Source organism: Streptomyces sp. NPDC051582 (assembly GCF_040681715.1).
Taxonomy (GTDB): domain Bacteria; phylum Actinomycetota; class Actinomycetes; order Streptomycetales; family Streptomycetaceae; genus Streptomyces.
Map to the genome: position 1 here is coordinate 65164 of NZ_JBFAZJ010000009.1, position 18164 is coordinate 83327.

General features: G+C 73.8%; 17 protein-coding genes. 7 read left to right on the top strand and 10 right to left on the bottom strand.

Going from position 1 to position 18164, the window contains the following annotated elements:
* The first annotated feature begins 46 nt into the window (after positions 1 to 46).
* A complete protein-coding gene (gene cobC, locus AB0M92_RS14415) occupies positions 47 to 1477 on the top strand; it encodes an Rv2231c family pyridoxal phosphate-dependent protein CobC (protein WP_366102446.1) in 1431 nt (476 codons plus the stop codon).
* 133 nt (positions 1478 to 1610) lie between these two features.
* Positions 1611 to 2849, top strand: coding sequence for a CapA family protein (locus AB0M92_RS14420; protein ID WP_366102447.1), 1239 nt, complete (start codon positions 1611 to 1613; stop codon positions 2847 to 2849).
* 27 nt (positions 2850 to 2876) lie between these two features.
* On the opposite strand, the gene AB0M92_RS14425 is transcribed toward AB0M92_RS14420, so the two are convergent.
* Both AB0M92_RS14425 and AB0M92_RS14430 read right to left on the bottom strand, forming a co-directional pair.
* A complete protein-coding gene (locus AB0M92_RS14425) occupies positions 2877 to 3797 on the bottom strand; it encodes an SCO1860 family LAETG-anchored protein (protein ID WP_366102448.1) in 921 nt (306 codons plus the stop codon).
* Between the two features lie 295 nt (positions 3798 to 4092).
* On the bottom strand, positions 4093 to 5181 hold the full coding sequence (locus AB0M92_RS14430; RefSeq protein ID WP_366102449.1) for an amidohydrolase family protein: 1089 nt from the start codon (positions 5179 to 5181) through the stop codon (positions 4093 to 4095).
* An 85-nt stretch (positions 5182 to 5266) separates the two neighbouring features.
* On the opposite strand from AB0M92_RS14430, the gene AB0M92_RS14435 reads away from it, so the two are divergent.
* Positions 5267 to 6334 (top strand): aminotransferase class V-fold PLP-dependent enzyme, encoded by a 1068-nt coding sequence (locus AB0M92_RS14435; RefSeq protein ID WP_366102450.1) that lies wholly within the window; start codon positions 5267 to 5269, stop codon positions 6332 to 6334.
* Positions 6335 to 6389: 55 nt separating this feature from the next.
* On the opposite strand, the gene AB0M92_RS14440 is transcribed toward AB0M92_RS14435, so the two are convergent.
* The 7 genes from AB0M92_RS14440 to AB0M92_RS14470 all read right to left on the bottom strand — a co-directional run bounded on the left by AB0M92_RS14440 (position 6390) and on the right by AB0M92_RS14470 (position 13037).
* Positions 6390 to 7097 (bottom strand): DsbA family oxidoreductase, encoded by a 708-nt coding sequence (locus tag AB0M92_RS14440; protein WP_366102451.1) that lies wholly within the window; start codon positions 7095 to 7097, stop codon positions 6390 to 6392.
* A gap of 43 nt (positions 7098 to 7140) precedes the next feature.
* Complete coding sequence (locus AB0M92_RS14445) at positions 7141 to 7650, bottom strand: GNAT family N-acetyltransferase (protein ID WP_366102452.1); 510 nt, start codon at positions 7648 to 7650, stop codon at positions 7141 to 7143.
* Between the two features lie 62 nt (positions 7651 to 7712).
* Positions 7713 to 9161: a penicillin-binding transpeptidase domain-containing protein gene (locus tag AB0M92_RS14450; protein WP_366102453.1), complete on the bottom strand. Its 1449-nt coding sequence runs from the start codon at positions 9159 to 9161 to the stop codon at positions 7713 to 7715.
* 62 nt (positions 9162 to 9223) lie between these two features.
* On the bottom strand, positions 9224 to 9895 hold the full coding sequence (locus AB0M92_RS14455) for a response regulator transcription factor (protein ID WP_366102454.1): 672 nt from the start codon (positions 9893 to 9895) through the stop codon (positions 9224 to 9226).
* Positions 9892 to 11169 (bottom strand): histidine kinase, encoded by a 1278-nt coding sequence (locus AB0M92_RS14460; RefSeq protein ID WP_366102455.1) that lies wholly within the window; start codon positions 11167 to 11169, stop codon positions 9892 to 9894. Before AB0M92_RS14460 ends, AB0M92_RS14455 begins: the two co-directional genes overlap by 4 nt.
* On the bottom strand, positions 11169 to 12119 hold the full coding sequence (locus tag AB0M92_RS14465; RefSeq protein WP_366102456.1) for a hypothetical protein: 951 nt from the start codon (positions 12117 to 12119) through the stop codon (positions 11169 to 11171). Before AB0M92_RS14465 ends, AB0M92_RS14460 begins: the two co-directional genes overlap by 1 nt.
* A gap of 93 nt (positions 12120 to 12212) precedes the next feature.
* Positions 12213 to 13037, bottom strand: a complete 825-nt coding sequence (locus tag AB0M92_RS14470) for an IclR family transcriptional regulator (RefSeq protein WP_366102457.1) — start codon at positions 13035 to 13037, stop codon at positions 12213 to 12215.
* A gap of 146 nt (positions 13038 to 13183) precedes the next feature.
* Between AB0M92_RS14470 and AB0M92_RS14475 the strand changes: the two genes are divergently transcribed.
* From AB0M92_RS14475 to AB0M92_RS14490, 4 genes are all read left to right on the top strand, one after another.
* On the top strand, positions 13184 to 14713 hold the full coding sequence (locus AB0M92_RS14475) for an aldehyde dehydrogenase (NADP(+)) (protein ID WP_366102458.1): 1530 nt from the start codon (positions 13184 to 13186) through the stop codon (positions 14711 to 14713).
* Positions 14714 to 14774: 61 nt separating this feature from the next.
* The gene (locus AB0M92_RS14480) at positions 14775 to 14996 is read left to right on the top strand and encodes a hypothetical protein (RefSeq protein ID WP_366102459.1); all 222 of its coding nucleotides are present in this window, start codon (positions 14775 to 14777) and stop codon (positions 14994 to 14996) included.
* Between the two features lie 71 nt (positions 14997 to 15067).
* A complete protein-coding gene (locus AB0M92_RS14485) occupies positions 15068 to 16300 on the top strand; it encodes a TerD family protein (protein WP_366102460.1) in 1233 nt (410 codons plus the stop codon).
* A gap of 112 nt (positions 16301 to 16412) precedes the next feature.
* Positions 16413 to 16589, top strand: coding sequence for a hypothetical protein (locus tag AB0M92_RS14490; protein WP_366102461.1), 177 nt, complete (start codon positions 16413 to 16415; stop codon positions 16587 to 16589).
* A gap of 67 nt (positions 16590 to 16656) precedes the next feature.
* On the opposite strand, the gene AB0M92_RS14495 is transcribed toward AB0M92_RS14490, so the two are convergent.
* Positions 16657 to 18096: an alkaline phosphatase PhoX gene (locus AB0M92_RS14495; RefSeq protein WP_366102462.1), complete on the bottom strand. Its 1440-nt coding sequence runs from the start codon at positions 18094 to 18096 to the stop codon at positions 16657 to 16659.
* Positions 18097 to 18164 lie beyond the last annotated feature (68 nt).

An 18164-nucleotide genomic window follows, 5' to 3' on the forward strand; every position in this document is an offset into this window, starting at 1 on the left:
GCGCGCGGGCGGCGGGGCACGAACCATTGACGACTACGGAGGGGGCATGAGCCCGGTGGGCGAGTACGCGACGCAGCTGGTGGTCGGGGTCGGCGGACGTGCGGGTGTCTCCGTGGCGGAGGTCTGCGCCCTCGTCGAGGAGACGCTGCGGGGGGCCGGGCTGGCCGCCGGCGCCGTGAAGGCGCTGGCCACGGTGGAGTCGAAGGCGGACGAGGCGGGGCTCACGGGTGCGGCGGAACGTTTCGGCGTGCCCCTGCTCAGCTATCCCGCCGAGGAGCTGGCGGCGATCCCCGTGCCGCATCCCTCCGACGCGGTGCACGACGCGGCCGGGACCTCCTCGGTGGCGGAGGCCGCCGCGCTCGCGGGCGGCGGGGAACTGCTCGTACCCAAGCGCCGATCGGTGGCGGCGACCTGTGCCGTGGCCACCGCCCAGCCGCACGACCTGCGCCATCACGGGGACGCGGAGGTGCGCGGCGACGGCGGCGCTCTGGTGGACCTCGCGGTGAACGTACGGGCGCACACCCCGCCGGACTGGCTCAAGCAGCGCATCGCGGCTTCGCTCGACGGTCTCGGCGCGTACCCCGACGGGCGGTCGGCCCGCGCGGCGGTGGCGGCCCGGCACGGGCTGCCGGTCGGGCGGGTGCTGTTGACGGCCGGGGCCGCGGAGGCGTTCGTACTGATCGCCCGGGCCCTGGGCGCGCGGCGGCCGGTGGTGGTGCACCCGCAGTTCACGGAGCCCGAGGCGGCGCTGCGCGACGCGGGCCACACCGTCGAGCGGGTGGTGCTGCGGGCGGCGGACGGCTTCCGGCTGGACCCGGAGGCGGTGCCCGAGGAGGCGGACCTGGTGGTGGTCGGCAACCCGACCAATCCGACGTCGGTCCTGCACCCGGCGGCGGTGCTGACCGCGCTGGCCCGGCCGGGCCGGATCCTGGTCGTGGACGAGGCGTTCATGGACGCGGTCCCGGGTGAGCGGGAGGCGCTGGCCGGTCGGACGGACGTGCCGGGTCTGGTGGTGCTGCGGAGCCTGACCAAGACGTGGGGGCTGGCGGGGCTGCGCATCGGCTACGTGCTGGCCGAGCCGGAGGTGATCGCGAAGCTGGCGGCGGCGCAGCCGCTGTGGCCGGTGTCGACGCCGGCGCTGGTGGCGGCGGAGGCGTGCGTGGCCCCTGCGGCGCTGGCGGAGGCGGCGGCCGCGGCCCGGCAGATCGCGGTGGACCGGGCGCATCTGCTGGCGGGGCTCGCGGAGTTCGAGGAGATCACGGTGTCGGGGGTGGCGCAGGGGCCGTTCGTCCTGATCCGGGTGGCGGGCGGCGCGGAGATCCGCACCCGGCTGCGCTCCCTCGGCTTCGCGGTCCGCCGCGGGGACACCTTCCCGGGGCTGGACGACTCGTGGCTGCGGCTGGCGGTCCGCGACCGGGCCACGACGGGCAGCCTGCTCCAGGCCCTGGACCACGCCCTGGCGCTCACGGCCCGCTGACCCGGGCCGCCGGGAAGGGGGACCCGCTCCCGCCGTGGCGGGGCAGCTATCCGGAGGCCCTGGCTCCATTGGCGGGGCGGCCGGAGGTAGGCGATGATCTCGGCATCAGCAGGGAAGCCCGGGGGGTCCGGAAATGAAGACATCAGCCACGACAGGCCTGGCCGTGGCCGCGGTGGCCGCCATAGCCGGCGGGATCCTCGCCCTGCCGAGCCTGCTCGACCACGGCAAGGACGCCGGCGAACAGCGGCTGCAGGCCAAGCCCGGGACGGGCAAGGCGGGCCAGGGCAAGGCGGGTCCGACGACGCCCGCCGGGGCCAAGCCGTTCACGCTGGTCGCGACCGGCGACATCATCCCGTACCCCTCGATCATCCAGCGGGCCGCGGACGACGCCCAGGGCAGCGGCCAGAGCCACGACTTCCGAAAGATACTCGCGGGGGTCAAGCCCCTGGTGGCCGCCGCCGACCTGGCGATGTGCCACCACGAGATACCGTACGGCCGGCCCGGCGGCCCCTACACCGGCTATCCCGTGTTCAAGGCCCCGCACCAGCTGGCCGACGCCCTGAAGGACGCCGGGTACGACAGCTGCTCGACCGGCTCGAACCACACCCTGGACGACGGCTACGACGGTCTCGTCCGCACCCTGGAGCACCTCGACCGGGTCGGCATCAAACACGTCGGCTCGGCCCGCAGCGCCGATGAGGCCAAGGCCCCGGCGGTGCTCTCCGCCGGCGGCGCCAAGGTCGCCCAGCTGGACTACACGTACGGGACGAACGGAATCCCGGTCCCGGCCGGAAAGCCCTGGTCCGTCAATCTGATTGACCAGAACCGGATCATCGCCGACGCCCGCGCGGCCCGGGCGGCCGGCGCGAACGTCGTCGTCCTCAGCGTCCACTGGGGCACCGAGTGGCAGACGGCGCCCGACCAGCAGCAGCGCGATCTGGCGCAGGCGCTGACCGCCTCGCGCGGCCCGGACGGGCTCCCCGACATCGATCTGATCCTCGGGACGCACAACCACGTGCCGCAGCCCTACGAGAAGATCAACGGCACGTGGGTCGTGTTCGGCATGGGCGACCAGATCGCCAGCTTCTACGAGGCCGACAAGGCGCGCGGCAACATGTCCTCGATCCCGCGCTTCACCTTCACCCCGGCGGCCGCCCACCCCGGCCGCTGGGACGTGACCAAGGCCGAGTACCTCACCCAGTACTCGGACATGAACCCGCCGTTCCGCGTCGTGTGCACCTCCTGCGCCGCCGGCGACTCCGGGCGCGGGGCGGCGGCGAAGTCCGCCTACGCCGCCGTCGACAAGCAGGTCAGCGAAGCCGTCCTGTCGCGCGGAGCGGACAAGCAGGGCCTGGAGCGCGCCACCCGCTGAGTGCCCGGCGGGCCGGTTTCGACCGGGCTACGAGGTGCGGCCGCGCCGGGTCACGACCAGTGCCGCCGCCCCGATGCCGAGCAGGACCAGCGCACCGCCCGCCACGTACGGGGTCACCGAACCACCGCCGGTCTCCGCCAGGTTGGCGTCGGTCGTGACGGCCGCGCCGGTCCCGGAGGCAGCCGTCTGCGGCTTGACGTCGGACTTCGCGGCGGGCTCGGGCGCCGGCGTCCCGGCCGGGGATTCGCAGTGCGCCTCGGCGAGCACGATCTCGCCCTCGACCTGGGCCACGTTCAGGTCCAGCGGGTTCACGGACACCTTGAGCCGCAGCGCGGCCGCCGCGGCCGTGGTGGAGGTGGTCTGCGTGCCGGAGAGCTCCAGGCCGACCATGCCGATCCCGGGGACCTCGACCTTGGTCGGGCCGCCGGCGGAGAGGGTGACCTTCTTGCCGAGCACGGTCACCGACCCGAGCACGTTCGAGGAGGCGACGGGCTTCTTCCCCGCCTCGCACACGGCCTTGGACATGACCTTCTCCACCTGGATCAGGGAGAGCGCGGGCAGCCCCGGGACGTGCACCTTGGCGTTGGCCAGGTTGGCCTCCGCTTCGGCGCGGTTCTTGTCGGCGGTGGCCTTGGAGGTGGCCACGTCCGCGCGCAGCACGCTGACCGGCTTCCCTCCCTCGACCCCGTCGAGGGCCACCGTCAGGGCGGTCTTCTGCGCCGTCGAGGGGGCGTTGACCTCGTTGAGGGTGGTGCTCAGCGGCACGTGGACGGTCTTGTTGAGCAGGCCCACGTCGAGGCCGGCGCGCAGGACGACCGCGCCGGCCTTGCCCTCGCCGCCGCCGGTGGAGCCGCCGCCGGTGGCGGACGCGGGCGGGGCGGTGAGCAGGGCGACCGCTCCCGTGGCGAGCAGGACGGCTGCGGGCATGCGGAAGGTGTTGCTGTTCACGGTGGTGGAACCCCCGGGGAGATGGGAGCCGTCGCGCCGCCAATGGGGGACATCGCGCGCCGACGGCCTCTAACCCTGGGAATCTTTACGCACGGAGAGTGAACGGGTGACGACCTGAGGTGAGTTCACCCCAAAGGGTGGTTTTCACGCACGTATTCGATTAACTGCGCACCACAAAGAACAAGAGTTCCTTTCCGCCACACGGCCGAGGGGAACACACCGACGCCGGTGCCCCGGGCGGCCGTTCACAACGACCACCGGGACACCGGCGTCACGCACCGCGTCAACCGTGCTTTCAGGCGCGGACCTTGCCGTTCACGACGACGCGCCGCGGCCGCGCCAGCGCCCGTACGTCGGCCCGCGGGTCGGCGTCGTAGACCACCAGGTCCGCCGGCGCCCCTTCGGTCAGGCCCGGCCTGCCGAGCCACTCGCGCGCCGCCCACGTCGTCGCCGAGAGGGCCTCCAGCGCCGGGATCCCGGCCCGGACCAGCTCCTCGACCTCGGCCGCGACCAGGCCGTGCGGCAGGGAACCCCCCGCGTCGGTGCCGACGTACACGCCGATGCCCGCGTCGTAGGCGGCCCGTACGGTGTCGTACCGGCGCTCGTGCAGCCGCCTCATGTGCGCCGACCAGCGCGGGAACTTGGCCTCGCCGCCCGCCGCCATCTTCGGGAACGTCGCGATGTTCACGAGCGTCGGGACGATCGCCACCCCGCGCTCCGCGAACAGCGGGATCGTGTCCTCGGTGAGCCCGGTGGCGTGCTCGATGCAGTCGATCCCCGCCTCGACCAGGTCGCGCAGCGAGTCCTCGGCGAAGCAGTGCGCGGTGACACGGGCGCCCAGCCGGTGCGCCTCGGCGATGGCCGCCTCGACCTCGGCCCGCGGCCAGCAGGGCGCCAGGTCCCCCACCTCGCGGTCGATCCAGTCCCCCACCAGCTTGACCCAGCCGTCGCCGCGCCGCGCCTCGTTCCCCACGTACGCGACGAGGTCGGACGGCTCGATCTCGTGGGCGAAGTTGCGGATGTAGCGGCGCGGACGGGCGATGTGGCGGCCCGCCCTGATGATCTTCGGCAGGTCCTCGCGGTCGTCGATCCAGCGGGTGTCGGAGGGGGATCCGGCGTCGCGGATGAGCAGGGTGCCGGCGTCGCGGTCGGTCAGGGCCTGGCGTTCGGCGGTCTGCGCGTCGACCGGGCCGTGGGCGTCGAGGCCCACGTGGCAGTGCGCGTCGACCAGACCGGGCAGGGCCCAGCCGGACACGGTGGTGATCTCCCGGGCCCCGTGCGGGCGTTCGTAGGAGATACGGCCGCCGACCACCCAGAGTTCGTCGCGCGCGTCGTCGGGCCCGACGAGCACACGCCCCTTCACATGCAGCACGTCATCGGTCATGTTCCGCACTGTACGTGCGGTCTCGGTACGCTCGTGCGGGTAGACCCGGGACCCCGGACGCAGCGGACGAAGAGAGAGCACCACCGTGACGCACCCCCTGCTGGACCTCCCGCCGCTCACGGCGGAGCGCTTCGCGTCGATCGAACAGGGGGTCGCGGACCTCCTCTCCACCCGGCAGGAGGTGGTGATCACCCAGGGCGAGGCGCTGCTGCCGCTGGAGGGGTGCATCCGCTCGGGGGCACGGCCCGGTTCGACGGCGCTGAACGTGGTGACCGGCCCGTACGGGACCACCTTCGGCAACTGGCTGCGCGACTGCGGGGCGGGCGTGGTGGACCTGGCGGTGCCGTTCGACACGGCGGTGACGGCCGATCAGGTGGCCCGGGCGCTGGCCGAGAACCCGCGGATCGACTTCGTCTCGCTGGTCCACGCGGAGGCGGCGACCGGGAACACCAACCCGGTGGCGGAGATCGGCGAGGTCGTACGGGCCCACGGGGCGCTGTTCATGCTCGATGCGGTGGCTTCGGTGGCCGCGGAGCCGCTGCTGCCGGACGCGTGGGGCGTGGACCTGTGCGTCATCGGGGCCCAGAAGGCGATGGGCGGACCGGCCGGGGTCTCGGCGGTGTCGGTCTCGGAGCGCGCGTGGGCCCGCTTCGCGGAGAATCCGGCCGCCCCGCGCCGCTCGTACCTCTCGCTCCTGGACTGGAAGGAGCGCTGGATCGACGCGGGCCGCACGGCGCTGCCGCACGCCCCGGCGCAGCTGGAGATGCTGGCGCTGGAGGCCTGCCTGGAGCGGATCTCGACCGAGGGCCTGCCGACGGTGATGGCCCGGCACTCTGCCGCCGCCGCGGCGACCCGGGCGGGCGCGCAGGCGATGGGCGTCGCCCCGTACGTCACGCGCCCCGAGGAGGCGGCGCCGGTGGCCACCACGCTCCGCGTGCCGCAGGCCCCGCTGGTGGCGTCGAAGGCCCTGGCCGCAGCCCCCGCGGCCCCGGTCTCGGCGGCCGGGGAGATGATCCGGGTCAACCACTACGGCCGGGCGGCGTCCCTGGAGGCGGTCCTCACGTCCCTGTCGGCCGTGGCGGCGGCCCTGGGAGCGGACCCGGCCGATGCCGTGGCCGCCGCGGAAGCCGCCTGGTCGCAGACCCTGTACTGAGCCGTTCGCCCGGGGCCGGAGCCCCGGGCGAGCCGGAGGGGGCGGGCCGCCCCGGTCAGGCCTGGGGGACGGCGCAGGCGCCGTCCGGGGTGCAGGCCTCGGCCCCGGCTGCGGGCTCGGGGACCTCGCGGCCGGCCCAGGCCTGTTCCAGGGCCTGGGTGAAGACCTCGGCGGGCTGGCCGCCGGAGATGCCGTAGCGGCGGTCGAAGACGAAGAACGGCACGGCGCCGGCGCCGAGTTCGGCCGCCTCGCGCTCGTCCGCCCGCACCTCGGCGGCGTACGCGGCGTCGTCGGCGAGGACCGTACGGGCCTCCGCCTCGTCCAGCCCGGCCTCGACCGCGAGGGCGATCAGCACCTCGGGGTCGAACACCGACCGCTCCTCGGCGAAGTTCGCGCGGTAGGCGAGGTCGAGCAGCTCCTCCTGGCGGCCGCGGGCGGCGGCCAGGTGCAGCAGGCGGTGGATGTCGAAGGTGTTGCCGTGGTCGCGGCCGTCGGTGCGGTACGTCAGCCCTTCGGCGCGGGCGCTCGCGGCGACGTGCTCCTCCATGCCGCGCGCCTCGTCGAGGGTGCGCCCGTACTTCTTGGCCAGCATCTCCAGGACCGGCGCCACCGTGCCCTTGGGGCTGTTCGGGTCGAGCTCGAAGGACCGGAAGACGATCTCCACCTCGTCGCGGTGCGCGAACTCGGCCAGCCCCTTAGCGAACCGGGCCTTGCCGATGTAGCACCAGGGGCAGGCGATGTCGCTCCAGATCTCGACGCGCATGATCCTTTTTCTCTCCTTGTTCCGGGATGGGACGGTTTCGGCTTCAACCATCCGTCGGGGCGTCGCATTCCCCGGAGCGGAGGCTGAGCCACAGGGTGAGGTGCGAGCCGGACCGCTGCCCGGCGGCCGGATCCGGGTGCCAGCCCTGGCGGGCGTAGAAGGCCTGGGCCCGGAGGTTGTGCTCGTAGACCTCCAGCCGGACCCGGCCGATCCCGGCCCGCCGCCACGCGTCGACGCAGGCGGCGTGCAGGGCGGCCCCGGTACCGCGGCGCCAGTGGACCGGGTCCACGTGCAGCTGGGTGAGGGTCGTCTCCCCGCCGGTCGTCCGGAAGGCGGCGACCCCCGCGAGCTCCCCGTCCCGCTCCGCGCACAGCACCCCGCCCTCGGCGGCGCTCCGGGCGACCGCCACCGACCAGCCCTGGCGCGTGCGCGCGAGTTCGGCTTCGCCCGCGTAGTCCTCCTCGGGGACGCGGCCCTGGTAGTAGGTGGCCCGGGCCCGGGTGTGGAGGGCCGCTATGGCGTCGAGATCTGCGGGTCGCGCGGTTCTGATCATGGGAAGGGAAACGCGCCGGGAACCATGTCGGTTCCCGGCGCGTCGTGGAGCGGTCGGCGCGGCTACTTCTTCAGCCACGCCGCCATCATCTTCTGGGCGATCGGGGCGGCCAGCTTGCCGCCGCCGATCTCGGAGCGGTCGGTGTCCGAGTTCTCGATCACCACGGCAACGGCGATCTGCTTGCCGCCCAGCTTTCCGTACGAGGTGAACCAGGCCAGCGGCGGCAGGCTGTTGTTCACGCCGCGCTGCGCGGTGCCGGTCTTGCCGCCCACCTCGGCGCCCGCCACCTGCGCGGGCTTGCCGCCGCCCTCGGTGGCGACCGTCCGCATGGCGTCCTGGAGCATCGAGGCGGTCTTCTCCTTCATGACCTGCTCGGACTTCGGGTCCTTGAGGCTCTCCAGCACGTTGCCGTTCGCGTCGGTGACCTCGGAGACCGAGTGCGGGGCGACGAGCTTGCCGCCGTTCTCGATCGCGGCGGTCACCATCGCCATCTGGAGCGGAGTGGCCTGCACGTCGAACTGGCCGATACCGGTCTGCGCGACCTGGTCGACGGACATCTTGTTCGTCGGGTACTTGCTCCCCGGGCGGGCCGTCACGGGAGTCGAGATCTCGCTGTTGAAACCGAGCTTCTCCGCCATCGCCCGCATCTTGTCCTGGCCCAGCTTGTGGGCCAGCTCCGCGAAGACGTTGTTGCAGGACAGCCGCAGCGCGGTGCGCGCCGAGACGTTGTTGCAGGCCGCGGAGCCCGCCTCGCTGGGCAGCTGGGTCCGGGTCCCGGGAATCGTGTACGGGTCCGGGGTGCCGGTCGGCGCGTCGAGGTTGGTGACCAGCCCGTTCTCGATGGCCGCCGCGAGGGTGACCAGCTTGAAGGTGGAGCCGGGGGCCTGCGGCTTGCGCAGGGCCACGTTCTCCAGGGCCTTGCCCTTGTCCTCGATCAGCTTCTCCCAGGCCGCCTTGTCGTTGGCCCCGGCGATGCTGCCCGGGTCGAAGGACGGGTTGTTCACGATGGCGAGGATCTCGCCGGTCGCCGGGTCGATGGCGACGGCGGCGCCCTGCTTGCCCTGGAGCGCCTCGTACGCGGCGGTCTGCACGCCCTTGTCGACGGTGGTCAGCACGTTGCCCGGCGCGGCCCGCTTGTTGGTGAGCATGTCCATCACCGTCTTGAGCCGGTCGTCGGACCCGTTGAGGATCTTCTTGTAGACGCCCTCCAGCATGCTCGTGCCGAAGGCCTGGGAGCTGTAGCCGGTGAGCGGCGCGTAGAGCGGCCCGTCGACGTAGGTGCGCTTGTAGCCGAAGTCCTTTCCGTCCGTCTTCACCGAGCCGGTGATCGCCTCCCCGCCCACGATGATGTTGCCCAACGGGTTCTCGTACTGCCCGATGAGGTTCCGCCGGTTGTTCTCGTTGTCCGCGAGGGCCTGGCCTTGGTAGGCCTGCACCCAGGTGACCCGCACCAGAAGGGCCAGCACCAGGAGCAGACAGAAGACCGACGCACGCCTGATCGTTTTGTTCATCTCCGGGAAAGACGCGTCACGGCCTCCCGGCGTTCCGCTCCGCCCCGATTGTGGCCGGGTTCTCAGTCTTTCTTCATGAAGCCGCCCTCGTAGGCCGCGATGACCGCCTGGGTGCGGTCGCGGGACCCGGTCTTGGACAGGACCGCCGCGACGTGGGTCTTGATCGTCTGCGGGCCGACGCCGAGGCGTTCGCTCATCTCCTGGTTGGACAGTCCGGTGGCGATCAGGCGCAGCACGCCGGCCTCCCGGTCGGTGAGCCGCGCCACCCAGGGCGCGGCGGGACCCCGGTCGCCGGGCGCGTGGGACGCGGCCAGGGCGCGGACGGCCGCGGGGAAGAGCAGGCTGTCGCCGCGGGCGACGAGGCGGACCGCGCCGATCAGCTCCTCGGGCTCGGCCCGCTTCAGGAGGAAGCCGGCGGCGCCCGCGCGCAGCGCGTCGTAGACGTACGCGTCGTTCTCGAAGGTGGTGACGACCACGATCCGGGGCGGATCGGCCAGCGTGGAGACGATCTGCTCGGTGGCCCGGATGCCGTCGATCTCGGGCATCCGGACATCCATCAGCACCACGTCGGGGGCCAGGGAGCGGACCAGGGGGACGGCCTCGGCTCCGGTGGCCGCCTCGCCCACGACCACCAGATCGGGTTCGGCTTCGAGGATGACCCGCAGGGCGGTGCGGACCATGCGCTCGTCGTCGGCCAGGACGATGCGCAGCGGCGGCCGGCCCGCGGCGGTCATCGCGAGCCCGCGCCGAGCGGAAGGACGGCCCGCAGCCGCCACAGCCCCTGGTGCGGGCCGGCTTCGACGCGGCCGCCGAGCAGACCGGCCCGCTCGGCGGCGCCGTACAGCCCGCGGCCCCCGGTGGTGCGGAGCCGCGGCCCGGCGGCGCCCGGCGGATTGGTCATGGTGATCTCCAGTTCACGAGGGGGGCCCTCTTCGGTGCCCCGTACGGCGATGCGCAGCTCGACGGGGCCCGCGCCGTGCCGCAGGGCGTTGCTCAGGCCCTCCTGGACGATCCGGTACGCCTCGCGGGAGGCGATGGCCGGGAGCTGCGCCCAGTCCCCGCCCGGTCCGGGGTCCTGGTGGGCGGTGACGGCGGTCCCGGCGGCCCGGGTGCGGTCCAGCAGTGCGTCGAGGTCGGCGGCGAGGGTCGGGGCGGCGTCGGCCCGGGCCGGGTCGCCGTCCCGCAGCAGGCCGAGCACGGCGTCGAGCTCGCCCACGGTCCGCCGGGTGGTGTCCTCGATCGCGGCCAGTGCCTCCCGTACGAACCCGGGGTCGTGGTCGAGCACCCGACGGGCGGCCATCGCCTGGAGGGTGACGGCGCTCAGGGCGTGCCCGACCGCATCGTGCAGCTCCCGGGCAAGCCGGTTGCGCACGGCCAGGTCGGCGGCCCGCTCCTCGGCCGCGGCCAGCCGGTCCGCGGCCGTCGGCCCGAGCAGTACCGGCGCCATCCTGGCCAGCAGCTCCCCGGCCCCGGCGGCGCACAGGACCAGCCCGCCCAGCAGCCCGATCCCGAGCAGCGGTGCCACGTACGGCGCGGCGCCGGTGCCGAGCGCCCCCAGCCCCGGCTCGGCGCTGCGCAGCCCGCTCACGAAGGGCAGCGCGATGAGCACCGCCGCCATGGGCGCCGCCGCGAGGCTGATCCCGCTGACCACCGCGCCGACGCCCAGGTGCAGGGTCCACCAGGCCGAGGTCCGCCCCCGTGCCGCCCAGGACCGGGCCGGCCCCTCGGCCAGGCGCTCGCCCGGCACCCCGCACAGGGCCCGTACGGCCCCGGCCGACAGCGGCCGGACGAGCCCGAACACGGCGGTCACCGCGGCCAGCGGCAGGGCCAGCCCGTACGAGGCGAAGGTCAGCCGGACCGAGGTGAAGAACCCGCCCCGGCCCGCCCCGACGCCGACCACCACCTGGGCCAGGAGGAAGTAGGGCATCAGCAGGGCCCCGCCGAGGACCAGGTGCACCCAGCGCAGCCGGGCCCGCGCCCCCAGCAGCCGGGACGCCGCCGTCCGCATCACCCCTCGCGGCGGGAGGTGAGGAACCGGGCGAGTACGGCGGCGGCACATGTTCCGGTGATCATCTGGCCAGCGTAGATCGACCGCACCGCCGCGGAGGCCGGTTCGCCGCCGTCGAGCTGCGGGCCCAGCGAGGCGATCCACGGCCACAGCCCCCAGCACGCGGCCGCCGCGGAGCCGGTCCAGGTGAGGGCCGACGGCCACCACGCGGCGCGGCTCCCGCCGCGGACCAGCAGCACCGCCCCCGCCCCGGCGGCGAGCGCGCACATCGCATGCACCCCGGACACCACGCCCGTCACCGCCGTACGGGCGGCGACCTGGTCCTCCCCCAGCCCGGCCGTCCCCCCGAAGGCCCAGTACAAGTGGACGCCGGCGATCACCAGTCCGCCGATCGCCGCGGCTCCCGCCACCACCCCCGTGGGTGACGGGAGCCCGCGGCCCTGCGCGCCCTGCCACCGCCGGCCCCAGCGCCGGCGCGCATAGGGCACGAACAGCCCGGCCAGGGCGAGTCCTTGGACGGAGAAACCGGTGTAGACGACGGTGAACACCCACGGGTCGAGGAAGGGCCGCGCCACCTCCCCGGCGGCCGTCGGGCCGCCCTGACCCGCCGCCCGTATGAGCAGTTGGGCCGGGAACGCGACGAGGATCGGGGTGAGGAGCCCGGTGGCGACGAAGGCGGGGAGCGTCAGCAGCCAGGGAGGCACCCGCATCCCCCAGGGTCTGGTGAGGACGAGGACGAGCACGATCAGGCTCGCGTCCATGGCCAGGGTCACCGCATTGGCCACGGCGAGGAACGTCCCCTGCTCCAGCAGCGGGCTGCCGCCGGGGATGCCGACCCGGCTCCCCGACAGCCAGGCGGACTTGAGTACGAGGTAGGGCACGGTCGCCGCCAGGGCCACCACCCGCAGGGCCTTGGATCCGGCCCCCATGTGAACGGCTTGTGTGGTCATGACCCAACGGTCCCGCCTCCGCCGCCCCGCCACCTCCCCCGCACAGGGGAACCTCCTCCCCCGCCCGGGGGAGGAACCTCCCCGTCCGCCGGCTCACATGCGCCGGGTCGCCACCGACAGCCGGTCCCGCGCCTCGAACAGCGCCGCCTTGATCCGCTGTTCGCGGTCCGCCGTCAGCCGGGCCACCGGCACCGAGCAGCTCACCGCGTCCCGGGCCGGGGTCCGGTACGCAACCGCCACCCCGAAGCAGCGCAGTCCGAGCGTGTTCTCCTCCCGGTCCACCGCGTAGCCCTGCTCCCGCACCAGCGCCAGCTCATCCACCAGCTGCTCCCGGTCGGTGATCGTGTGCTCGGTGACCGCCTCCAGCCGCCGCGGCAGCAGCGCCCGCACCTCGTCGTCGGAATGGGTCGCCAGCAGCGCCTTGCCCAGCGCGGTCGAGTGCACGGGCAGCCGCCGCCCGACCCGCGTGAAGGGCCGCAAGTAGTGCTGGGACGGGCGGGTGGCCAGGTAGACCACGCTCGCGCCGTCCCTCCGGGCCAGGTGGATGGTCTCGGTGGTGTCGTCGGAGAGCCGGTCCAGGGTGGGCCGGGCCGCGGCCACGACCTCGTCCCCGTCGATGTACGAGCTGCCGACGAGCAGGGCCCGTACGCCGATGCCGTACCGCGTGCCGGTCGCGTCCGTCTCCACCCATCCCAGGTTCACCAGCGTGCGCAGCAGCATGTAGAGGCTGGACTTGGGCAGCCCGAGGTCGTGCTGGATGTCGGCCAGGCTGTGCAGTCCGGGCCGCGCCGCGAAGTGCTCCAGCAACAGGACCGTGCGGACGGCGGACTTGACGGCGGCCGGCGCTCCCGGGCCGACTTCCGCCCCTCCCGACCCCTCCGATTCCGCGCCGGATCCGGCCGGCTCACCTCTGTTCATTCGCCTTCTTGCCCCTCTTGTCCCTTGTCAACACGGAAGACCCGGAAATAGAGTCCGGAACGGATGTGATCATCCATCCATCGGAACGGCGTTCAGAATACTGAACGCCACCGCGCGGGTCAGCGAGATCCAGGAGGCAGTGCGCCATGGCAGCAACACCAGTCTGGAGTGTGGACCCCCGCACCGGGAAGCAGCGCGAACAAGTTGCCGTCGAGGCCACGTCCGGCGAGGTGGACGAAGCCGTGCGCGCCGCCCACGCGGCCCGCGGCGCCCTCGCCGACCGCACCGCCCGCGCGGCCTTCCTGCGCGCGGCCGCCGAACTGCTCGACGAGGCCGCGGCCCACGTCATCGAGGCCGCCGACGCCGAGACCGCCCTCGGGCCGGGCCGGCTCACCGGCGAACTCGCCCGCACCACCGGCCAGCTGCGGGCCTTCGCCGATTCCGTGGACGAGGGCGCCTACCTCGACATCCGCATCGACCGCCCCGACGCGGGCGCCGTCCCGCCGCGCCCCGAACTGCGACGCTACAAGGTGCCGCTGGGCGTGGTCGCGGTCTACGCCGCCTCCAACTTCCCGCTGGCCTTCTCCGTCCCCGGCGGGGACACCGCGAGCGCGCTGGCCGCGGGCTGCCCGGTGGTCGTCAAGGCGCACCCCGACCACCCGGCCACCTCCGAGCTGTGCGCCTCGCTGCTGCGCCGGGCGGCCGTGGCGGCCGGGCTGCCCGCCGAAGTGGTCTCCGTCGTCCACGGGTTCGACGCGGGCCTGGAGCTGATCCGCCACCCGCTCGTCACCGCCGCCGGGTTCACCGGTTCCATCCGCGGCGGACGGGCGCTGTTCGACGCGGCCGCCGCCCGGCCGGTACCCATCCCCTTCCACGGCGAGCTCGGCTCCCTCAACCCCGTCGTGGTCACCCCCGCGGCCGCCGCCGAGCGCGCCGAGGAGATCGGCGCCGGGCTCGCGGGCTCGGTCACGCTCGGGGTGGGCCAGTTCTGCGTCAAGCCGGGCCTGGTCCTGGTCCCCGAGGGCGCGGACGGCGACCGGCTCACCGGAGCGCTGACCAAGGCGCTCGGCGAGACCGAGCCGGGCGTCCTGCTCGACCACCGGATGCGGGAGAACTTCGTCTCCGGCGTCCGCGAGCGCGCCGCGCTGACCGGCGTCGAGGCGCCCGTCACCCCGGGCTCCGGCGGCGAGCACACCGTCGGCGCCGGGTACCTGACCGTGCCGGCCGCGAGCCTGCTGGAGGGCGGGGCGTACGAGGTGCTGCTGGAGGAGTGCTTCGGCCCGGTGACCGTGGTCGCACGGTACGGGGACCAGAGCGAGGCGGGGTCGGTGCTCGGCCTGCTCTCCGGGAACCTGAGCGCCACGCTCCAGCTCTCCGCGGCCGAGGCCGACGGCGGCCCGGGACCGGCGGCGGAGCTGATCGAGCGGGTCACGGCGCTGGCCGGGCGGATCCTGGTCAACGGCTGGCCGACCGGGGTCGCGGTGGCCCCCGCCCAGCACCACGGCGGCCCGTACCCCGCGGCGACCTCGCACTCCACCTCGGTCGGCGCCGCCGCCGTCGAGCGCTGGCTGCGGCCGGTGGTCTACCAGTCGGTGCCGGACCCGCTGCTCCCGGCGGAGCTGCGCGAGGCGAACCCGCTGGGGCTGCCGCGCCGCGTCACGCCCGCCGCGCCCTGAGGGAACCCGCCCCGGGTAATTGCGTTGCCCGCCCCCGCCGCGCGGGGGCAGGCTGCCGGTCATGCCGAGACCTCACGGATTCACGTACGAACAGCGCGCCGACGCCAGCGTGGTCATCACGCACCGGGGCCGGGCCGCGGGCACCCTGCGCGGCGGCCGGGCCGAGAAGTTCCTCGCCGAGGTGGAGTCGGGCGACGCGCAGCTCGTGATGGCCCGCTGGACGGGCGCGTACAAGTTCGGCAACGAACGCATGGCGAAGAACCACCCCCGCAACAGGCGCTGAAATCCGCCACGAGAGTCACGAGAGTAAGGGAACGGCAAAGCACCTCCGGTCGTTCTCCGGGCATGACCGCTATGACCCCAGGTTCCAACCTGCCGCTGGGCACCGTCCGTGTGACGGTGGACGTGGCTGCCCCGGTGCGGCTCGACGTGTCGGGGCTGCTCCTCGCGGCGAACGGCAAGGTGCGTTCCGACGCCGACTTCATCTTCTACAACCAGCCGTCAGGGCCCGGTGTCAGCTACCGGTCCGGTGGCGGCGCGGCGCCGGACTCGATCACCGTGGACACGGGCGCGCTGCCGCCCGGCATCGAGCGGATCGTGGTCACGGCCAGCCCCGACGCCGCGGGCCAGACCTTCCAGGGCGTCGAGCCCACGGCCACCGTGCGGCACGCCGAGACCGGCGCGGTGATCGCCAGCTTCACCCCGCCGCAGCTGGGCACCGAGACCGCGCTCGTGGTCGTCGAGGTCTACCAGCGCGGCGGCGTGTGGAAGGTGCGCGCGGTCGGCCAGGGGTACGCGAACGGCCTCGCCGGGATCGCGACGGACTTCGGAGTCTCGGTGGACGAGGAGTCCGCCCCGCCGCCCGCGGCCGCCCCGCAGACCCCCGCCGCCCCCGCCCCCTCGTCCTGGCCGAGCGCCCCGGCGGCTGCGGCGCCCCCCGCACCGCCGGCGGCGCCGTCCTTCCCCTCGGCCCCGCCCGCGGCCGCCGCGCCGGCCGCGCCCGGCACCGGGAAGATCAACCTCGACAAGGGCCGGGTCAGCCTCCAGAAGAACCAGACCGTGTCCCTGGTCAAGAACGGCCGCCCGCTGCTTTCCCAGGTGAAGATGGGCCTGGGCTGGGAGCCGGCGTTCCGCGGCCGGGACATCGACCTCGACGCCTCCGTCATCGCCTACGGCCCGCAGCGCAACCACATCGACAGCTGCTACTTCGGCAAGCTGTCCATCCTGGGCGGAGCCATCAAGCACTCGGGGGACAACCTCACCGGCGAGGGCGCCGGAGACGACGAGGTGATCGTCGTGGACCTCGGGCGGCTGCCCGCCGAGGCCACGGGCCTGGTCTTCACGGTCAACTCCTTCTCCGGGCAGAAGTTCAGCGAGGTCGCCAAGGCCTACTGCCGTCTGATCGACGCGGCGAGCGGGGAGGAGCTGGTCCGCTTCGACCTCACCGGTGCGGAGCCGCAGACCGGGGTCATGATGGCCAAGCTGATTCGCCAGTTTTCGGGCGAATGGGAGATGACGGCCATCGGAGAGTTTGTGAAGTCCCGCACAGTGCGCGGGATGGTCAAGCCCGGCTCCCAGACACTCTGAGCAGGTGGGCGGGCACATGGAGCGACCATGACCGGCGGCCGGAGGGCCCAGGTGATGGATTCCACCCTTAATAGGGGGGTGGTTGTCAGTGCCCGCCCTTAGCCTTGAAAGCATGTACAGCACACTCCGGCCCTCGGGTCCCGCCCGCCCGTCCGCCGCAGAGGCGAACGAGGCGATACGGCACCTCGTAGCGACCCGGGTGGACGACGAGTGGCCCTCCGAAGCGTACGAGTTCCTGCTGGAGGAATGGGCCGCCGCCAGCCGCGCCGAGATCGCCGCCGCTCAGTAGACACAGAAGGCTGTGCCGCCGCCCGGTGAACGGGCGGCGGCACAGCCTTCCTTCGTGAGCGCGGGTGTCAGTGTGCGCGGCGCCACGGACCGGTGATGGCGAGCATGATGCCCGGGTCCTGGATGTTCGCGTACAGCGTGTGCCCGTCCGGGGAGAAGCACACACCGGTGAACTCGGAGTACTCCGGCTCCTGCGCCGTCCCCATGTTCAGCTCGTTGCGCGCCAGCGGGTAGGTGCGCCCCGACTCGGTCGCCCCGAACAGGTGCTGCAGGCCGCTGCCGTCCTCCGCGATGACCAGACCGCCGTACGGAGAGACCGTGATGTTGTCGGGGCCGTCGAGGGAACCGTCCTTGGCCGGGTCGGCGTTCACGCCGAGCACCACCGTCAGCCGGATCGTGCGCCGCTTCGGGTCGTAGAACCACACCTGGCCGTCGTGCGCCGTGCCCGGGCTCTCCTCACGGGCGTACGAGGAGACGAAGTACGTGCCCCCGTCGGCCCACCACATGCCCTCCAGCTTGCGGGCGCGGGTCACCGCGCCCTCGCCGAACTGCTTGCGCACCGGCACGGTCCGCGCGTCACGGTCCGGCACGGTCACCCAGTCGACCCCGTAGACCGTCCCGATCTTCGTGGCGCGCGAGAGGTCGTCGACGAACCGGCCCGCGCTGTCGAAGCACTTGGCGGCGGCCAGCACTCCGGCGTCGGCCGCGAGCGTACGGAGCTTGCCGCGCCCGTGGCGGAAGCCGCTCGGCGGGGTCCAGCGGTAGAGCAGCCCGTTGGGGCCGGAGGCGTCCTCGGTGAGGTAGGCGTGGCCTTGGCGCGGGTCGATGACCACGGCCTCGTGGGCGTACCGGCCGAACGCCTTGACGGGCTTCGGATCGCGGTTGGCGCCCCGGTCGTGCGGGTCGACCTCGAAGACGTACCCGTGGTCCTTGGTCATGCCGTTCTTGCCGGCGAGGTCCTCGGTCTCCTCGCAGGTCAGCCAGGTGCCCCAGGGGGTGGCGCCGCCCGCGCAGTTGGTCGACGTACCGGCGACGCCCACCCATTCGGCGACCTCGCCGCCGCGCCGGACCTCGACGACCGTGCAGCCGCCGGCCGCGCCCGGGTCGTAGACGAGGCCCTCGGTGAGCGGGACGGGGTGCGCCCAGTCCGACCGCTTGCCCTTGAGCTCGTGGTTGTTGACGAGGAGGGTGACCCCGCGGGGGCCCTCGAAGGCGGCGGTGCCGTCGTGGTTGGACGGGGTGGACTCGCCGGAGTCGAGGGTGGTGACCCCACTGTGGGTGATGACGCGGTAGCGGAATCCGGCGGGGAGGGCGAGCAGTCCGGCCGGGTCCGCGACGAGCGGGCCGTAGCCGGGCTCGCAGGGCCGGCCGTGCTCGTCCCGGTGGGTGCTGTCGTCGGCCGCCAGCGCTCCCGGGGCGGTGGCGAGCGCGCCGACCGTCCCGGTGAGCGCGACTCCCGCGCCGGCGATCACGGTGCGGGCGGTGAAGTCTCTACGGCTGAGCGGCATCGGGTCTCCAGGGGTGGGGAGGTGGTGCGCCTGTCGTGCGGTCGTCGGCGCACACGCTCTCGCCCGCA